The sequence below is a fragment of the Peteryoungia rhizophila genome (genome assembly GCF_004912145.1).
GTDB classification, from domain to species: domain Bacteria; phylum Pseudomonadota; class Alphaproteobacteria; order Rhizobiales; family Rhizobiaceae; genus Allorhizobium; species Allorhizobium rhizophilum.
In genome coordinates, this window is the sequence record NZ_STGT01000007.1 from 152,107 (window position 1) to 170,542 (window position 18,436).

An 18,436-nucleotide genomic window follows, 5' to 3' on the forward strand; every position below is an offset into this window, starting at 1 on the left:
TGCGCCGGTGGTGGTGAGGGCCGGGAGGCCTTGCTATAAGCGCTGACAGAATCCGTAACCCATCGCGAGCAAGCCCATGTTTCAGTCCTTCGAGGTCAAGTCCACGCCGCTTCACGGCAAGTCCCGCATCGCAGCGATTCGGGGCCTGTTCGGCGAACTCGGCATCGACGGCGTGCTCGTTCCACGCTCGGATGAATATCTGGGGGAGTATGTGCCGGAATCGGCGGAGCGCCTCGCCTGGGCGACGGGCTTTACCGGCTCGGCCGGCATGCTGATGGTGACCGAGACGCTGGCTGTCGTCTTCGTCGACGGTCGCTATGTGACCCAACTCGCCCAGCAGGTCGATGTCTCGGTCTTCACGCCCGGCGATCTCGTCGGGGAGCCGCCGCACAAATGGATCGAGAACCGGGCACCGAAGGGTTTCCGTCTCGGCATCGATCCCTGGATGCATACAGGTGCCGAAGTGCGTCGTCTGGAAAAGGTGCTCGCAGACAAGGGCGGCAGCCTTGTCCTTCTTCCTTTCAACCCCGTAGATCGCCTATGGACGGATCGTCCGGCCGAGCCGAAAGGCGCCGTGATGATCCAGGCACTCAATCAGGCCGGTGCATCGGCCGCCGACAAGCTGAAGAAGATCAGCGCCGATCTTGCCGAGAAGAATCTGGCGGCCGTTCTGATCACCGATCCTTCGTCGGTGGCCTGGATCTTCAATCTGCGCGGCAGCGATGTGCCGCACACGCCGCATCCGTTGTCGCGTGCGATCATCAAGGCAGACGGCTCGGCTGAACTCTTCCTCGACAGCGCCAAGACCAATCTCGAGGTCGAGACCTATCTGCGCGACCTCTGCGAGCAGGTGGATCCTGTCGTTCTGTCCGAGCGCCTGGAACGGGTCGCCCGCGATGGTGCCCGCATCCTCGTCGATCCGGACCTCGCGCCTTACGCTCTCGCTCGCATGATCCTCGAAAGCGGTGGAGAGGTGGTCGAAGGCAACGATCCGGCCAAGCTCGGCCGCGCCGTGAAGAACATGGTCGAGCTCAATGGCTCGGCTGCCGCTCATCTGCAGGATGGTGTGGCCATGGTCGAGTTTCTCCACTGGTTCAACGACCAGCCGCATGGCAGCCTGACCGAAATCGCGGCGGCGAAGAAGCTGGAGGCGGTGCGCTCATCGGTCGGCGAGCGCATGCAGAACCCGCTCAAGGATATCTCTTTCGACACCATCTCCGGTGCCGGCGAGAATGCCGCGATCATGCATTACCGCGTGACGACGGAAAGCGACCGGCAGATCCGGTCGGCCGAGATGTTCCTGATCGATTCGGGCGCGCAATATGTGAACGGTACGACGGACATCACCCGCACGCTTGCCGTCGGCGAGGTGCCGGAAGAGCAGAAGCGTTTCTTCACGCTGGCACTGAAGGGCATGATCGCGATCAGCACCGCACGTTTCCCGAAGGGCACGCGCGGCTGTGATCTCGATCCGCTGGCCCGTATCGCGCTCTGGAAAGCCGGTGCCGACTTCGCGCATGGCACAGGCCATGGCGTTGGCTCCTATCTCTCCGTGCATGAAGGTCCGCAGCGGATTGCGCGGCTTTCTACACAGGAGCTGCTGCCCGGCATGATCCTGTCGAACGAGCCCGGCTACTATCGCCCGGGCAGCTTCGGCATCCGCATCGAAAACCTGATCTATGTGCGCGAGGCCGAGGCAATCGAAGGCGGTGACCAGCCGATGCTTGGTTTCGAACCACTGACCTTCGTGCCGATCGATCGCAACCTCATCGTCGAGGACCTGTTGACGCGCGACGAGCTGCAATGGCTTGACGCCTATCATGCCAAGACCCGCGAAGAGCTTTCGCCGCTGATTGCCGATGCTGCCACGCGCGAATGGCTGGAGCAGGCGACGGCGCCGTTTGCGCGCTGAGGATCAGCTGATCAGCTGACGCATCAACATGACGACGGCCCAGCCGCCGATCAGCATGGGGATGGCGCCGAAGCGCAAGCCGATCAGGAGGGAGGTCGCCATGGCGACCTTCACATCGATCTCGCTATAGAAGAAGGCGGGGGCGACGAGCGCGGTGAGGACGGCGGCCGGAACTGCGTTGAGAGCAGCCTCGAGGCGTGGCGGCATGGACTTCAGCCGCTTCACCAGCACGTAGCCTGCAATGCGGGTGAGGAAGGTTGCGGCCGCCGCTGCCGCGATCAGCAGCGTCATATAGGGGGTGAGCAGGGTCGTCATAGTGCGGCCTTCTTCTCTGGCGCTGCCGGCAGCGGAAGAACGGCTGCCAGCAAGATGCCGGCGAGGGCGCCCACGCTGATATGCCAAGGTGCGCCGATCAGGTGCTGGGCAATGACCGCGACCACGGCGCTGACCGCGACAATCATCAGGAAGTTTCCGCGCTTTCTGAAGCCGAGGACGAGGCCGAGGAAATAGATCGGTAGAAGCACATCGATGCCCCAATCGGCTGGATTGCCGATGACGCTGCCGAGTGCGCCGCCGACCGCGGTCATGGCGACCCACGGCAGATAGATCATCGCACCGAAGCCCAAATACCAGGGAAAGCTCACCTCGCGACCGCTTTCGCCGCGGGCGACGGCCTCGGCGAATTGCGGGTCTGTGAGCAGGAAGAAGCTCAGCATCTTCTGCGGAAAGCTATAGTGATCGATGAACGGTGTGAGCGCGGCCGAATAGAGGATGTGACGGAAATTTACGGCGAGGATCGAGAGCACGACGACCCACATGGGCACGTTCTGGCCGAAGAGTTCGATCCCGACCAGCTGGCTGGCGCCCGCATAGACGGTCGCACTCATCAGCGCTGCCTCAGCCACGGTCTGGCCGTTGGCGACGGCGACGGCTCCGAAGAGGACCGCAAACGGACCGGCCGAGATGATGACGGGAAGTGCCTTCAGCGCACCTTGGGCAAATTCGGATCGGGACATTGAGGCTGTTCTCGCGTTCATCTGCTGGCTAAAGCCTGTTGCCCTAACGGACAAACCAATTCCGCTGATGGAACGACCATCGGCATTGATGATTGCGATTGCCACTGAATGGTTGCCGGCGTCTTGTCGAAAAGTCGCATTGATGGGGGCGGACGGTGACTGGACAGTTTGCCCGGGCTCCGGGCGCCTCAATCCTATTGTCGTTTGCGGTCAGATGGACACGGGGTTTCGCCCGTCAATGACTATGCGCTTGCGCTTTGAAAGCGGCGGATATCTGAAAATACTGTGCTCAGGTTCTTCCTGAATCAGCGTTCCGTCCACCTCGACCGCGCTGATCCAGGACAGGCCATATTGGGTGGCAAGATCCCGTACCGCCCTCCAATGCGCTGCCTTCGCTGTATCTCCGGCTCGGATCGCACGTCTGACATAGGTGATGCACTCGTCGGACAGTCCTACCGTCAGAGGGTGTCCCCATGCCTCACGCAGAGCGTAGAAGTCGCGCCAGACCGCGCCGCTGACAACAAAGATCACGTCGGGGCGATAGTCTTTCATCGTCCCGGCCCGACTAACAAATGAGGACGCTTCGCGACATTGATGTCGGCGTTCCGCTGTGTAAATCGCGAATCATCCAATTCCATCGAGCTTCCTCGTCGGTCAGTAGGACCACTGCGATGCGTTAAGAGACCCGACGGAATTTCTACTACTTTTTCGGACGGATCTGGAACGTGTGTTCCGGGCCCGGGAAGATGCGTTCCTTCACCTCGGCGGCATAGCCTTCTGCGGCCTTGTCGATGACATCCGCCAACTCGCTATAGTGCTTGACGAAGCGTGGCTTGAACTCGTTGAACAGGCCAAGCATGTCGTCGGAGACGAGGATCTGGCCGTCGCAGGCGGGAGAGGCGCCGATGCCGATGGTTGCTGCCTTCACCGTCGTGGTGATCTCGCGGGCCAGCGGTTCGACCGTGCCTTCAATGACCATGGCGAAGGCGCCGGCATCGTCGATGGCCTTGGCGTCACGGCGGATCTTGTCCTGCTCGTCTTCGCTGTGGCCCTTGGAGCGATAGCCTCCGGACGTGTTCACCTGCTGCGGCATCAGGCCGATATGACCGAAGACCGGAACGCCGCGGCTGACGAGGAATTCGACGGTTTCGGCCATTTCCGCGCCGCCCTCGAGCTTCACGCCGTCGCAGCCGGTTTCCTTCATCAGGCGGACCGCATTGCGGAAAGCCTGTTCCTTGCTCTCCTGGTAGGAGCCGAATGGCAGGTCGACGATGACGCAGGCGCGGGTCGCGCCGCGCATGGTTGCCTGGCCATGGGCGACCATCATGTCCATGGTGACACCAACAGTGGTCTCCATGCCGTAGAGCACCATGCCAAGACTGTCGCCGACCAGAAGCAGGTCGCAGTGGCGGTCGAGGATGCGGGCGACCGGCGTCGTATAGGCGGTCAGCGAGACGATCGGTCTGACGCCCTTGAGTGCCGTGATGTCGGCGGGTGTGAAGCGCTTCTGGCGGGGTGGTGTGCTCATGTCAGGCGGCCTCCATGCCGGTGGCGGCCGCTTGGCCGATGATGCGGTTGTCGAGAAGCTTCGTCTTGCCGAAGCGGACGTAGAGCAGCACAAGTGCGGTGCCGTTCACCGTTTCGATGCGCTCCAGTGTGCGGGGATCCCGGATCGCTACCACTTCAGGCTCGGCGAGTGGTTCGGTCCGGATGAACTCGACGAGTTTCGCTTCCAGTGTCGACACGTCCCGGACGCCGGTTCGAACAAGTCGTTCGGCCTCTGCGAGCGTCTTCGGCACAATCACGGCAGCAGCACGCTGGGTGGCCGAGAGGTAGACGTTGCGGGAAGAGCAGGCGAGGCCATCCGCCTCGCGCACAGTGGCCACCGGCACGATGCGGACCGGTTGGGCCAAATCCTCGACCATCTTCTGGATGATCGTGACCTGCTGGTAGTCCTTCTCGCCGAAATAGGCGGAATCTGGCTGGACGATGTTGAAGAGCTTGGTGACAACGGTCGCGACACCTGCGAAATGGCCGGGCCGCGCTTCGCCCTCGAGCTCTGAGCCGAGTTTCGGAAGGTCGACGACCGTCTGCATCGGTTCGGGATACATGTTCTCGACGTCAGGAGCGAAGAGATAGTCGACACCTGCTTCGTCCAGCATTGCACTGTCACGGGCGAGGTCGCGCGGGTATTTTTCGAGGTCTTCGTTCTTGCCGAACTGCAGCGGGTTGACGAAGATCGACACGACCGTCACGTCGTTTTCAGACCTTGCGCGACCGACGAGGCTCAAGTGCCCCTGATGCAGGTAACCCATGGTCGGTACGAAGCCGATGGTCTGGCCGGCACGGCGGCGGGGCGCGAGCTTCTGTCGCAAAGCGGCGATCGTGGTGACGATTTCCATGACCGGCGTCCTCCCTGTCTTCTCACTGGCTCGGCTCTAGCGCTTGCCGCCAAAAAAGGCAATCGCACGAATCCTTTGCAGAAACTTCCTCAGAAACCGATTCGGCTGCTGTCGGTGATCTCGACGCCTGCCTGGCGCATGGATTCGATGGCCTCTTCTACGCCTGTCGGATCGATGCCGCGGCAGCCGTCCGCGATCAGGCGGACCGTCACGCCCGGCAGCATGTCGATCGCATCTAAGGCGGAGAACTTCACGCAGTAGTCGGTGGCAAGGCCCATCACGTCGAGCGAAGTGACGCCCTTTGCCATCAGCCACTCGGCAAGACCGGTCAGCGCCGCCTGATCGTTGTCACGAAAGGCGGAATAGCTGTCGACCTTGGGGTTCTCACCCTTGCGCTGGACGAAGTCGATGCGGTCGGTGGCAAGGTCCGGATGGAACTCGGCATCCACGCTATCCTGTATGCAATGATCCGGCCACATGACCTGGGGCTGGCCGGAAAGCTCGCCCATGTCGAAGGGCTGCTTGCCGCGATGTTGGGAGGCGAAACTGCCATGATTTGAAGGGTGCCAGTCCTGTGACGCGACGATGAGGTCATAGGCACCGCTCGCGATCAGGCGATTGGCGACAGGAACAACCTCGTCTCCGTCTGCAACGGGCAGATTGCCGCCTGGGCAGAAGCCGTTCTGGATGTCGATGAGCAGAAGGGCCTTCGTCATGATCTCGCTCCCAGTCTTGTGCGGCGCAAGATGGCAATGCCGAGGCTCGGGATCAAGGCCAGATCGCGCAATTTCCGGTGGTTCCGAATGATGGAACAATCTTTTGGTTCCATCGTTCCGCAAGGGTCGTTCTTTGACTCGACCGCCCGCGCGGTCAAATCCGCAAATTTTAAAAATCGAATGGAACCGGCATGTTTCTCATCGTCACCGCCGTCGTCTTCGGGATCCTGGGGCTCGTCCTCGGGGCAGGGGGTATCCAGCTCCTGACCCTGGGCGGCAGTCCTTATTTCCTTCTGGCCGGACTTGCTTTCCTCGCAACTGCCGTCCTGCTTTTCCTCAAGCGCGCGGAAGCGCTCTGGGTCTATGGCCTGTTCATCCTCGCCAGCCTCATCTGGGCCGTGATGGAAGTCGGTCTCGACTGGTGGCAGCTGGGGCCGCGTGGCGGCCTGATCATTGTGCTCGGCCTCTGGCTCATGCTGCCCGCGATCCGTCGGCGCCTCGGCCCTGTCCATCGGCGAGACCGGGTTGCGGCAGGCATGCTGCCGGTCGCCGTGCCTGTCCTGGTTTCTGTTGTCGTTGCCGGCATCTCGCTGTTTGTCGAGACGTATGACCGCGACGGTCAGCTGCCGACCGAACAGGTCGCTGCCGCACCCGCGCTCGGGGGCGACGTGCCTGACGGCGACTGGCATCAGTATGGCCGAACGCCCTATGGCCAACGCTATTCGCCGCTGACGCAGATCAACACGGACAACGTCAAAGATCTGAAGATCGCCTGGACCTATCAGACCGGCGATGTGAAATTGCCGGAAGATGTTGCCGAGACGACCTATCAGGTGACGCCGCTCAAGATCGATGACACGCTCTATCTCTGCACGCCGCACAACTGGGCCATTGCTGTGGATGCGGCGACCGGTCAGGAAAAGTGGAAGTTCGATCCGAATGCCGGCCTCAACCCTGACCGACAGCACCAGACCTGCCGTGGGGTGACTTACTACAAGGACCCGGCGGCCGTCGAAGGTACCGTCTGCGCCGAACGCGTCTACCTGCCGACGTCAGATGCCAGGCTGATCGCACTCGATGCCGAAACCGGCGCGATCTGCGAGAACTTTGCCAATGGCGGTACGCTGCGTCTCGAACAAAACATGCCCTACAACCCGGCCGGCTATTACTACTCTACGTCGCCGCCGGTCATCGCGGCCGGCAAGATCATCATCGGCGGTGCGGTCAACGACAATTACTCGACGCAGTCGCAGTCGGGCGTCATCCGCGCCTTCGACGTCGATACCGGCGCGCTCATCTGGAATTGGGACAGTGGCAATCCCGAACAGACGGCACCGCTCGGCCCGGACGAGACCTACAGCGCCAATTCGCCGAACAGCTGGTCGATCTTCTCGGTCGATGAAGACCTCGGTCTGGTCTATATCCCGCTCGGTAACCAGGTGCCCGACCAGCTCGGCATGGGACGTAGCGAGAGCGTCGAGAAATATTCCTCCTCGATCGTCGCGCTCGACGTCAACACCGGACAGGACCGCTGGGTCAGCCAGACGGTCCATCACGATCTCTGGGATATGGACGTGCCGGCACAGCCAGTGCTGATGGACCTCAACCGCGAGGACGGTACGGTCGTTCCGGCCCTGATCGGCCCGACCAAGCAGGGCGACATCTACGTGCTCGACCGCCGCAGTGGCGAGCCGATCATTCCGGTGCGGGAAATCCCCGCGCCGGGCGGTGCGATCCCCGAGGACTTCACAGCGCCGACGCAGCCGATCTCGGACCTGACTTTCCGACCGCCGACCATGACCGAAAGCAATATGTGGGGGCTGACCATCATCGACCAGATGATGTGCCGCATCCAGTTCCATCAGCTGAAATACGAGGGCCAGTACACGCCGCCTTCGCTTGAAGGCACGCTTGTCTATCCAGGCAATTTCGGCACGTTCAACTGGGGCTCGGTCGCGGTGGATCCGGAGCGGCAGGTGATGTTCGGCATGCCGACCTACCTCGCCTTCACCTCAAAGCTGGTGCCGCGGTCGGAGATCCCGCCGAAGGAAGAGGGCGCGACCGGCTCTGAGCAGGGGCTGAACCGCAACGAAGGCGCGCCCTATGGCGTGATCATGGGGCCGTTCCTGTCGCCGCTCGGCATTCCCTGCCAGGCGCCGCCATGGGGCACGATCGCCGGCGTTGATCTGCAAACCGGGCAGATCGCCTATCAGAAGCGCAATGGCACGGTCATGGACATGACGCCGCTTCCGCTGCCGTTCAAGGTCGGCGTTCCCGGCATCGGTGGGCCGATGATCACCAAGGGTGGCGTCGTGTTCCTCGGTGCAGCCGTGGACAATTATCTGCGCGCCTACGACCTCACCTCGGGCGATCAGCTGTGGGAATCGCGCCTTCCGGCCGGTGGCCAGGCGACGCCGATGACCTATGCGCTGGATGACGGCAAACAGTATGTCGTGATGGTCGCCGGCGGTCATGGCTCGGTTGGCACGACGCCCGGTGACTATGTCATCGCCTACACCCTGCCGGATTGATATCCTGAAACCTTTGAACCCGCCCGAAAGCCTCGGGCGGGTTCACTTTCGGCACACTTCGACGTGTCCGGGATTGCTGCGAAACGGAACGTTAACCATGTGATTCTAAACACATGTCGTAACGTGAGGATGTTTCGCATGAGTAGCCAAGCCATGAACGGCCCGACCAATCCGACGACCATCGCCTTCTTTCCACTTGCGAACCGCCGGGACCTGGTGCGCCGCTCAGCGATCGAACTCGATCGCCTGAATGGCTATGCAGCGACCGACTTCTGGAAAGCGACCTGCCGGGGTCTTGGAAACGAGCTTCTGGCGCTTGGCTGCCCGGAAGACGAGATGCGCGCCGAAATCATGGATTTTCAGGCAGCCGTCCAGGTCGAACTGATGTGGCTGCATCGTGAGGAAGCGGCGCAGGGCTGAAGTCCCTGGCAGCGCTAGCCTCTGAAATACTTCCTGTTGGCAACGCCGGTCGCCGCTTGTCGGTGGTGCCCGCCGTCCGTTAGAACCTGCGCAACGTTCCCGATCCCGTTGCGAGCAGCTGATCCTTGGCCAAACTTCATTTCATCTATGCCACCATGAATGCTGGCAAATCGACCCTTCTCCTGCAGGCGGCTTACAACTACCGGGAACGCGGGATGCGGGTTGCGATGCTGATCAGCACGCTCGACAATCGTGCCGGCAAGGGTTTCATCGGTTCGCGTATCGGGCTTCGGGCCGAGGCCGACGCCTTCGGCGCCGAGCAAGACCTATACGCCGCGATCAAGGCCGATCACGACAATTCGCCACTCTCTTGCGTCTTTGTCGACGAAGCGCAGTTCCTCACGACGGATCAGGTATGGCAGCTGTCGCGCGTCGTCGATGTGCTCGACCTGCCCGTCATGGCCTATGGACTGAGGACGGATTTTCGCGGCGAGCTTTTTCCGGGATCACGAGGCCTGCTCGCCATTGCCGACGAACTGACCGAGGCCCGTTCGATCTGCCATTGCGGGCGCAAGGCAACCATGGTCGTGCGCATGGGCGAGGATGGCAAGGCATTGAAGGACGGCGCCCAGGTGATGATCGGCGGTAACGAGACCTATACGTCACTGTGCCGGCGACACTGGCAGATGGCATTTGAGGCAGAAGAAGTCACCGACGCCGCTTGAGCATCGGATTGCCAAGCACGTCACCGTGCGAGCCCTGGTATCATTGATGGGGGCCTCACGCCTTCTCCACAAAGCCGTCCAGAACCCGTTTCTGACCAGCCCGGTCGAAATCGATCGTCAGCTTGTTGCCCTCGATCGAGGAAACATTCCCGTTGCCGAACTTCATGTGGAAGACGCGGTCGCCGACCGAGAAACGCGAGGGCTCGTTCGACGTCGATTTGGCGACGAGTTCACCCTCGATCGTCTTGGCGCGAGGGCCGCTTTCACCGTAGCCAATCCGTTCGACCGAATGGCCGGAGCGATTGCCCCAGTTGTCGCGGGTTGCATCGGTCTTATTGGCCTGGGCGCGCTTCCAGCCGGGCGTCGAATAGCTGTTCTGGAAGGGCTCCTGCTTGTCGAAGCGGGACTGGCCGTAAGGGTTGCGACCATAGCCGCCATAGGACGTTTCGGATTCGGCCACCTCGACATGGGCGGGCGGCAGCTCTTCGAGGAAGCGTGACGGAAGGGTGGATTGCCAGAGGCCGTGGATGCGGCGGTTGGAGACGAACCAGATGTGGCAGCGGCGCTTGGCGCGCGTGATGCCGACATAGGCGAGGCGGCGTTCCTCCTCGAGGCCCGAGCGGCCGCCTTCGTCGAGGGCGCGCTGGTGGGGGAAGAGGCCTTCCTCCCAGCCGGGCAGGAAGACGGTTTCGAATTCCAGGCCCTTGGCGGAATGCAGCGTCATGATCGAGACGGCGTCGAGGTTCTCGTTGGTCTCGGCATCCATGACCAGCGAGACATGTTCGAGGAAGCTGCGCAGGCTCTCGAAGGCTTCCATCGAGCGGATGAGTTCCTTCAGGTTTTCCAACCGACCCGGCGCTTCTGCCGATTTGTCGTTCTGCCACATCGCCGTATAGCCGCTCTCGTCGAGGATCTGTTCGGCGAGTTCGGTATGGGGCGTGTTTTCGAGCAGCGACTGCCAGCGGCGGAAATCGGTCACCACGTCAAAGAGCGCCTTGCGCGCCTTGGGCTTCAGTTCGTCCGTTTCGATGATGTCGGTCGCGGCGGCCAGCATCGGGATGTCGCGGGCGCGGGCATAGTCGTGCAGATTGCGGATCGTGGTATCGCCGAGTCCGCGCTTCGGCGTGTTGACGATGCGCTCGAAGGCAAGATCGTCGGCCGGCTGGCAGACCATGCGGAAATAGGCCATGGCATCGCGGATCTCGAGGCGCTCGTAGAAGCGCGGGCCCCCGATGACGCGGTAGTTGAGGCCCAACGTCACGAAACGGTCTTCGAATTCGCGCATCTGGAAGGAGGCGCGAACGAGAATTGCCATATTGTTCAGCGGGTGCTGGTTGCGCTGGAGCTGTTCGATCTCTTCGCCGACGGCGCGGGCCTCTTCTTCCGAATCCCATGCGGCATGGACGACGACCTTGTCGTCGTTGGGATCGACGCGGTCGGTGAACAGCGTCTTGCCGAGGCGGCCCTCGTTGTGGGCGATCAGAAATCCGGCGGCACCGAGGATGTGTTCCGTCGAACGGTAGTTGCGTTCGAGCTTGATGACCTTGGCGCCGGGGAAATCCTTTTCGAAACGCAGGATGTTGTCGACTTCAGCACCGCGCCAGCCATAGATCGACTGGTCGTCATCGCCGACGCAGCAGACATTCTGCGGCACGCCGGGTGGGCGCTGGGCGAGAAGGCGCAGCCACATGTACTGTGCGGTGTTGGTGTCCTGGTATTCGTCGACGAGGACGTATTTGAAGCGCTGGTGATATTCCTTGAGAACGTCCGGGTTCGCCTTGAACATGCGGATCGGATGCAGCAGCAAGTCGCCGAAATCACAGGCATTCAAGGTCTTCAGGCGGGCCTGATAGGCGGCATAGAGTTCGCGGCCCTTGCCGTTGGCGAAGGCGCGGGCATCCCCTTCCGGGATTTGTGCGGCGTCCAGGCCCTTGTTCTTCCAGCCGTCGATCATCTGGGCGAACTGCTTGGCCGGCCAGCGCTTGTCGTCCAGACCCTCGGCCTGGATGATCTGCTTGATGAGGCGGACGACGTCGTCGGTATCGAGAATGGTGAAAGCGGAGGTGAGGCCAACCAGTTCGGCATGGCGGCGCAGCAACTTGACGCCGATCGAGTGGAAGGTGCCCATCCACGGCATGCCCTCCACGGCTCCGCCGACGAGATGGCCGACGCGCTCCTTCATCTCGCGGGCTGCCTTGTTGGTGAAGGTCACAGCGAGGATCTGGCTCGGATAGGCGCGGTTGGTCGCGAGAATGTGGGCGATACGGGTGGTCAGCACGCGCGTCTTGCCGGTGCCCGCACCTGCAAGCACGAGCACGGGGCCATCGACGGTTTCGACCGCCTCGCGCTGTTCGGGATTGAGGCCGGAGAGATAATCGGGTGCGCGGGCCTGGTCGCGAGCGGCCATGGCGCGGGCCGCAATGCCGAGACCACCACCAGCGGGCGCGCTGGGAGCAGGGGCCGGGGAGGCAGCCGGCTTGCGCGGCGCGGGTTCTTCGTCGAAGAAGGGAATGTCGTCGAAACCGTTACTCATGCGGCTCAATGTAGTGATTCGGGTCGGAAAGGCCAGTGAAGGCGTTCTGGTTTTATTCCTCGCACCTGACAACCCACGGATTTCGAGCGTCTAAGGGCATTGCTCATGCTATGATCCGACAGACCCCATTCCCGAGGCAAAGACAGGCCGGCATTCACGGTGGCGTGAAAAGACGCGAGATTACAAATCAGTAAGCTTGTCGTTGAGGCATTGCCACTGACCGTTTGCGCCCGATACTTAACCGCTGACATTCCGATTTTACATTTTGGAGCCTTGCATGCCGCTTTGGAAGCAACTCGCCATCAGTCTTGCCGTCCTCTTTGTCGGCCTCTGTTCCCTCGTCTATTTCTCACCCGGGGCGGGGCAGACGCTCATTTCTATGGGCGTGCCGGCGTCTGCCGTTGCCCTGGTGTCCAGCGCGCCTGACAGCGAAGGGCAGGGACAGCGGGGCCAGGAGCAGGGCGGACAGCAGGCGCAGTCCGGCGGCGGCCAAGGTGGGCAGGGTCAGGGCAATCGGCGTGGCGGCGGCAATCAGGCCATTCTCGTGGCCACGCAGCCCGTCGCCATGGGTGTCGTGAACGACCGATTGAACGCGATTGGCGACGGGGAGGCCATCGAGGCCGTGACCGTCATGCCGCAGACCTCAGGAACTGTTGCCGAAATCCTCGTTTCCTCCGGCCAGAAAGTCACGAAAGGCGATGTGATTGCCCGGCTCGACCGCGAAGAACAGGTCATCCTGCGTGACCAGGCCGCTGTGGCGCTCCGTAGTGCAGTGGAAAAGGCTGAATCCTACCGCAATCTGCAGAGCTTCTCGCGTCTCGATGTGCTGGATGCGCAAATTGCCGAGGAGCAGGCGCAGTTGCAACTCACCACCGCGGAACTCAACCTCAAGCGCCGCGATATCGTGGCACCGATCGACGGCGTGATCGGGATTGTCGGCGTCAGCGTCGGCGATAATGTTACGAACACGACAGCCATCGTCTCCCTCGACAATCGCAGCCAGTTGCTCGTCGATTTCTGGGCACCCGAACGCTTCGTGGCCGCCGTCCGACCCGGCATGCCGGTCGAAGCCAATTCCGTCTCGCGTCCGGGCCAGGTCTTCCAGGGCACGGTCGAAGCAGTCGATAGCCGCGTGGATCAGGCGAGCCGAACGATCCGGATCCGCGCCAAGATCGACAATCCTGAGGATGTGCTGCGCGCCGGCATGTCGTTTGCCGTCGCGATGCGGTTTCCCGGAGACAGCTATGCGGCAGTCAATCCGCTCGCGGTCCAGTGGGACGGAGAGGGGTCTTTCGTCTGGCAGATCGTCGATAACAAGTCTGTGAAGACGCGTGTGCGGATCGTTCAACGCAATTCGGACCAGATCCTCGTCGAGGCATCTCTTGACGAGGGTGACATCGTCGCCGTCGAAGGCCTGCAGCGTGTGCGCGAGGGTGGGACGGTCGAGATTGCCGGCGAAGCCGGTGCCGATTCCGAGGAGGTTGCTGTTCGATGAGCGCGAGCGAAAACGGTTCCGAACAGTCCGGGCGCAGCTTCACCGCGCTCTTCGTCCGCCGACCGGTCCTGGCGGCGGTCCTGAACACCCTGCTGGTCGTTGCGGGTCTGGCTGCCCTTGCCGGCATCGAAATCCGCGAATTGCCCGACGTCGACCAGCCTGTCATTACGGTCAGCACAGACTATGATGGTGCTTCCGCGCAGACCATGGACCAGGAGGTGACGCGCATCATCGAGGGCGCAGTCGCCCGGGTCAGCGGCCTCAAATCCATGTCCTCGCGTTCGTCTTTCGGCTCCAGCCGCACGACGCTCGAGTTCAGCGACAATGTTGATCTTGCCGTCGCGGCAAACGACGTGCGCGATGCTCTCGGCCGTGTACGCAACCAGTTGCCCGACGACACGGACGAACCCCGCATCGTCAAGGCGGACGCGGATTCGCAGCCGATCATGCGGCTTGCCGCGACCTCCACCACACTCTCGATGGAAGACCTGACCCTGCTGGTCGAGAACGAGGTCTCCGACCGGCTTGCCGCCGTCGAGGGTGTCGCCGACGTCCAGATCTATGGTGACCAGGAAAAGGTGTTCCGCATCGACGTCAACCAGGCGGCACTCGCCAGCCGGGGCCTGAGTGTCGCCAGCCTTGCGACCGTGTTACAGAATTCCTCGCTCGATGTCCCGGCCGGTTCACTCGAATCGCAGACGCAGGACATTGTTGTGCGGGCGACCGCCAGCCTCGCCACCGTCGATGACTTCGAGAATGTGCTGATCGGAGAGCGCGTGCGGTTGCGCGACGTGGCGACAGTGACGCTCGGGCCTGACGATGGTTCGACCTCGCTACGCTCCAATGGCGTCCAGGGTGTCGGCCTCGGCATTATCCGTCAGGCGCAGTCCAACACGCTGAACATCTCCGCTGGAGTGCATGATGCCGTTGAGGGCATGGCGAGCGCCCTGCCGGAAGGCACGCGGGTCATCGTCACCAGCGACGATGCGGTCTTCATTCAGGGTGCTCTGCACGAGGTTGAGATCGCGCTCGGGCTCTCCGCCGTGATCGTGCTTGTGGTCCTCTTTCTGTTCCTGCGTGACTGGCGGGCGACTTTGATCCCGGCGCTCACCATGCCGGTCGCCCTGATCGGGACGCTGGCGGCGATCTATATGGTCGGCTTCTCGATCAATATTCTCACCCTGCTCGCGATCGTTCTGGCCACCGGCCTCGTGGTGGATGACGCGATCGTCGTCCTTGAAAACATCGTCCGCCGCCGGGCTGAGGGCATGGGGCCACGCGCGGCCGCGGTGCTCGGAACACAGGAAGTGTTCTTCGCGGTGCTCGCGACCACGGCCACACTCGCTGCTGTCTTCGTACCGCTATCCTTCCTGCCGGGTCAGTTGGGCGGTCTCTTCCGGGAATTCGGGTTCGTGCTCGCCTTTGCGGTTCTGCTCTCGTCGGCCACTGCGCTCACGCTTTGCCCAATGATGGCATCACGCATGCTCAAACGCGAAGCCGATGATGATCGCGGCGTGCTCGGTGCATTTGGTAAGCGGTTCTCGGCATTCTATGCCCGGACGCTTCGGGCCTGCCTTGGCAACCCGTTGATCGTCTGCGTGTTTGCCGTCGTGTTTTCCGGGGCCGCCTATCTCGCCTTCACGGGGATCCAGAGCGAGATTACGCCTCGCGAAGACCGTTCGGTCGTCCTGATGCGGCTGTCGACACCGCAGGGGTCAAGCCTTGCCTATACCCGTGATCAGCTCCAGCGGGTTGAGGAAAACCTGCAACCACTCCGCGACAGCGGGGAGATTGTGAACATCTTCTCGATCTCAGGTCAGGGCTCTTCGAACAGCGCATTCATGGTGATGACACTGGCACCATGGTCTGAGCGCGCGCGCAGCCAGGACCAGATCGTTCAGGACGTGAATGCGGCTGCCGCCCTTGTGCCGGCGCTCCGCGGCAATGTGTTCCAGACCAACAGTCTGCGAATCCGTGGTGCCGGAAGCGGCCTGCAGATGGCGGTGGTCGGGTCCAACCATGAAGCGCTGACAGCGTCGGCGCTGCAGATCGTCGATCAGTTGCGAGACCGTCCCGAATTCCAGACACCGCGTCTCGACAACGAGCCGACCCAGGCGCAGATCTCGGTGACGATCGACCGCGAACGGGCCTCCGATCTCGGCATCGATATCGGCGCCATCGGCACCTCGTTGCAGGCGCTGCTCGAGGGGCGTTCGGTCACCGACGTCTTCGTCGATGGCAACTCGATTCCGGTACGACTTGTGTCGAGCACGCAGCCGATCAACGATCCGACGGATCTGGAGAACATTTTCCTGACGACCTCCGACGGGCGTGTGGTGCCGATGTCGACCATTGCTTCGCTTGAGGAAAGGGCTGTTTCTCCGACGCTGAACCGAGAGCAGCAGCTGGCGTCTGTCTCCTTCTCGGCGGGGCTTGGAGAGGGTGTCGCGCTCGGAGACGCCGTGGAGATGGTGACGCAGATCGCTCAGCCGCTCCTGCCACCGGGCTCTCGCCTGCTGCCACTTTCCGAGGCGGCTACGCTGGAAGAAAACAGCTACGGCATGGCGCTGACCTTCGGCTTTGCGATCGCGATCATCTTCCTGGTGCTCTCCGCACAGTTCGAAAGCGTGGTGTCCTCGCTGATCATCATGGCAACGGTGCCACTTGGTCTCGCCTGTGCCGTGTTCGCGCTCGTCGTGACGGGATCGTCGCTGAACGTCTACAGCCAGATCGGTCTCGTGCTGCTTGTCGGCGTCATGGCGAAAAACGGCATTCTCATCGTCGAATTCGCCAACCAGCTCCGTGATCGTGGGCTGTCCGTGCGGGAGGCAATCGAGGCCGCCTGCACGATCCGCCTGCGTCCAGTGATGATGACGATGATCGCGACCGTGCTCGGCGGGGTGCCGCTGGTGCTGGCGCAGGGAGCAGGCGCGGAAGCGCGCATCGCGCTCGGTTGGGTGATCGTCGGGGGTCTCGGCTTCGCGACGCTGGTGACGCTCTACATCACCCCCGTCGCCTATCTGCTGCTGGCACGCTTCTCCAAGCCGCATGCGCAGGAAGAGGCGCGTCTCAAGACCGAGCTTGAGGATGCCACGCTGAAGATTGCCAACGATGCGGGCTTGCCGCCGCGGATCGCGGCAGAGTGACGGGGAGGGGCGCCATGCTCCTCCTGCGCCCTTCGGACGTCTGGACAATTTCCGAACCCTATCCCATAGCAGGGGCGTGTCGGCGCAGTGCCGACGCGCCCCACTTCAGTATTTCGGGAGGTCGCGGATGGCCCGCAAGGATGTGATCGACGGCAAGCGCAACGAAGAGGGCATCGCGCTTGTCCTGCCCATCCTCAAGCAGCGTTTCGGCGAGCGTTTCCAGACCGGCGAGAGCTTTCGTGACCAGCACAGTCACACCACCACCTATCTGCCGTCGCAGCGCCCTGATGGCGTGGTCTTTGCCGAGGCCTCCGATGATGTGCAGGATATCGTCCGTGTATGCGCTGCCCACAGCGTCCCGATCGTTCCCTTCGGCACCGGGTCCTCGCTGGAAGGACAGGTGAATGCCCCCTTCGGCGGGATTTCCGTGGACTTTACGCGCATGAACCGGATCCTGTCGGTTAATGCCGAGGATCTCGACTGCACGGTCGAGCCCGGCGTGACACGGGAAGACCTCAACACCTATCTGAGGGATACCGGCCTCTTCTTTCCCATCGATCCCGGCGCCAATGCCTCGCTCGGCGGCATGACCGCGACGCGCGCTTCCGGCACCAATGCAGTGCGCTACGGCACAATGAAGGACAATGTCCTCGCGCTCACCGTCGTCACCGCCGATGGCGAGGAAATCCGCACGGCGCGACGGGCGCGCAAGTCCTCGGCCGGTTATGATCTGACACGGCTCTATGTCGGCTCGGAAGGTACGCTCGGCGTCATCACCTCGGTCACGCTTCGCCTTCAGGGCATTCCGGCCAAGATCAGCGGCGGGGTTTGTGCCTTTCCGACGCTCGAAGATGCCTGCAATGCAGTCATCATGACGATCCAGATGGGTATTCCCGTCGCGCGCATCGAATTGCTCGACGAGATGCAAATCCGCGCCTGCAACGCCTATTCGAAACTCTCCTATGCCGAGTGCCCGACGCTCTTCGTGGAATTCCACGGAACGGAGGAGACGGTGGCGCTGCAGGCAGCGCAATTCGGCGAGATCGCGGCCGAGTTCGGTGGCGGCGAATTTGCATATACCGCCAATGCGGAAGAGCGCAGCCAGCTGTGGAAGGCGCGCCACAATGCCTATTGGGCGAGCCGGGCGCTGGCGCCGGAGCTTGCCGCACTTTCGACCGATGTCTGCGTGCCGATTTCCAGGCTTGCCGAATGTGTCGCGGAGACCCAGGCCGACATCCGCGAGCAAGGTTTCCTGGCGCCGATCGTCGGCCATGCAGGGGACGGCAATTTCCACGTTCTGCTGCTTTTCAATGATAAGGATGCAGCCGACGTGGAGAAGGCCGAAGCTTTCCTCGAGCGGCTGAACGGCCGGGCACTTGCCATGGACGGCACCTGCACCGGCGAACATGGGATTGGCCAGGGCAAGATCGGCTATCTGGAACAGGAGCTCGGCTCGGCGCTGCCAGCGATGCGCGCAATCAAGGCGAGCCTCGATCCGCAGAACATATTCAATCCCGGCAAGATCTTTCGCCTGTGACTG

General features: G+C 62.3%; 14 protein-coding genes. 7 read left to right on the forward strand and 7 right to left on the reverse strand.

What is annotated here, in order from left to right:
* Nucleotides 1-76: 76 nt before the first annotated feature.
* Nucleotides 77-1,912 carry an aminopeptidase P family protein gene (locus E9677_RS23255; protein ID WP_136560442.1) on the forward strand — a complete coding sequence of 612 codons (1,836 nt, stop codon included), beginning with the start codon at nt 77-79 and terminating at the stop codon, nt 1,910-1,912.
* A gap of 3 nt (nt 1,913-1,915) precedes the next feature.
* On the opposite strand, the gene E9677_RS23260 is transcribed toward E9677_RS23255, so the two are convergent.
* From E9677_RS23260 to pncA, 6 genes are all read right to left on the reverse strand, one after another.
* Nucleotides 1,916-2,227: an AzlD family protein gene (locus E9677_RS23260; RefSeq protein WP_136560443.1), complete on the reverse strand. Its 312-nt coding sequence runs from the start codon at nt 2,225-2,227 to the stop codon at nt 1,916-1,918.
* Nucleotides 2,224-2,928: an AzlC family ABC transporter permease gene (locus E9677_RS23265; RefSeq protein ID WP_136560444.1), complete on the reverse strand. Its 705-nt coding sequence runs from the start codon at nt 2,926-2,928 to the stop codon at nt 2,224-2,226. The genes E9677_RS23260 and E9677_RS23265 overlap by 4 nt, the downstream gene beginning before the upstream one ends.
* A 210-nt stretch (nt 2,929-3,138) precedes the next feature.
* Entirely contained in the window at nt 3,139-3,480 is a 342-nt protein-coding gene (locus tag E9677_RS23270; RefSeq protein ID WP_136560445.1) for a hypothetical protein, read from the reverse strand.
* 148 nt (nt 3,481-3,628) lie between these two features.
* Nucleotides 3,629-4,456: a 3-methyl-2-oxobutanoate hydroxymethyltransferase gene (gene panB / locus E9677_RS23275; RefSeq protein ID WP_136560446.1), complete on the reverse strand. Its 828-nt coding sequence runs from the start codon at nt 4,454-4,456 to the stop codon at nt 3,629-3,631.
* 1 nt (nt 4,457) lies between these two features.
* Complete coding sequence (gene panC / locus E9677_RS23280) at nt 4,458-5,330, reverse strand: pantoate--beta-alanine ligase (RefSeq protein ID WP_136560447.1); 873 nt, start codon at nt 5,328-5,330, stop codon at nt 4,458-4,460.
* Between the two features lie 89 nt (nt 5,331-5,419).
* Nucleotides 5,420-6,046: a bifunctional nicotinamidase/pyrazinamidase gene (pncA, locus tag E9677_RS23285; RefSeq protein WP_136560448.1), complete on the reverse strand. Its 627-nt coding sequence runs from the start codon at nt 6,044-6,046 to the stop codon at nt 5,420-5,422.
* A gap of 191 nt (nt 6,047-6,237) precedes the next feature.
* On the opposite strand from pncA, the gene E9677_RS23290 reads away from it, so the two are divergent.
* The 3 genes from E9677_RS23290 to E9677_RS23300 all read left to right on the forward strand — a co-directional run bounded on the left by E9677_RS23290 (nt 6,238) and on the right by E9677_RS23300 (nt 9,722).
* Nucleotides 6,238-8,577, forward strand: coding sequence for a glucose/quinate/shikimate family membrane-bound PQQ-dependent dehydrogenase (locus E9677_RS23290; protein ID WP_136560449.1), 2,340 nt, complete (start codon nt 6,238-6,240; stop codon nt 8,575-8,577).
* Between the two features lie 138 nt (nt 8,578-8,715).
* On the forward strand, nt 8,716-8,997 hold the full coding sequence (locus E9677_RS23295) for a DUF6074 family protein (RefSeq protein ID WP_136560450.1): 282 nt from the start codon (nt 8,716-8,718) through the stop codon (nt 8,995-8,997).
* A gap of 125 nt (nt 8,998-9,122) precedes the next feature.
* The gene (locus tag E9677_RS23300) at nt 9,123-9,722 is read left to right on the forward strand and encodes a thymidine kinase (RefSeq protein WP_136560451.1); all 600 of its coding nucleotides are present in this window, start codon (nt 9,123-9,125) and stop codon (nt 9,720-9,722) included.
* Nucleotides 9,723-9,777: 55 nt separating this feature from the next.
* On the opposite strand, the gene E9677_RS23305 is transcribed toward E9677_RS23300, so the two are convergent.
* Nucleotides 9,778-12,255: an ATP-dependent helicase gene (locus E9677_RS23305; RefSeq protein ID WP_136560452.1), complete on the reverse strand. Its 2,478-nt coding sequence runs from the start codon at nt 12,253-12,255 to the stop codon at nt 9,778-9,780.
* A 277-nt stretch (nt 12,256-12,532) separates the two neighbouring features.
* Between E9677_RS23305 and E9677_RS23310 the strand changes: the two genes are divergently transcribed.
* From E9677_RS23310 to E9677_RS23320, 3 genes are all read left to right on the forward strand, one after another.
* Nucleotides 12,533-13,750 carry an efflux RND transporter periplasmic adaptor subunit gene (locus tag E9677_RS23310; protein WP_136560453.1) on the forward strand — a complete coding sequence of 406 codons (1,218 nt, stop codon included), beginning with the start codon at nt 12,533-12,535 and terminating at the stop codon, nt 13,748-13,750.
* A complete protein-coding gene (locus E9677_RS23315) occupies nt 13,747-16,896 on the forward strand; it encodes an efflux RND transporter permease subunit (protein WP_136560454.1) in 3,150 nt (1,049 codons plus the stop codon). Before E9677_RS23310 ends, E9677_RS23315 begins: the two co-directional genes overlap by 4 nt.
* A 127-nt stretch (nt 16,897-17,023) precedes the next feature.
* Complete coding sequence (locus E9677_RS23320; RefSeq protein ID WP_136560455.1) at nt 17,024-18,433, forward strand: FAD-binding oxidoreductase; 1,410 nt, start codon at nt 17,024-17,026, stop codon at nt 18,431-18,433.
* The last annotated feature ends 3 nt before the right edge of the window (nt 18,434-18,436 follow it).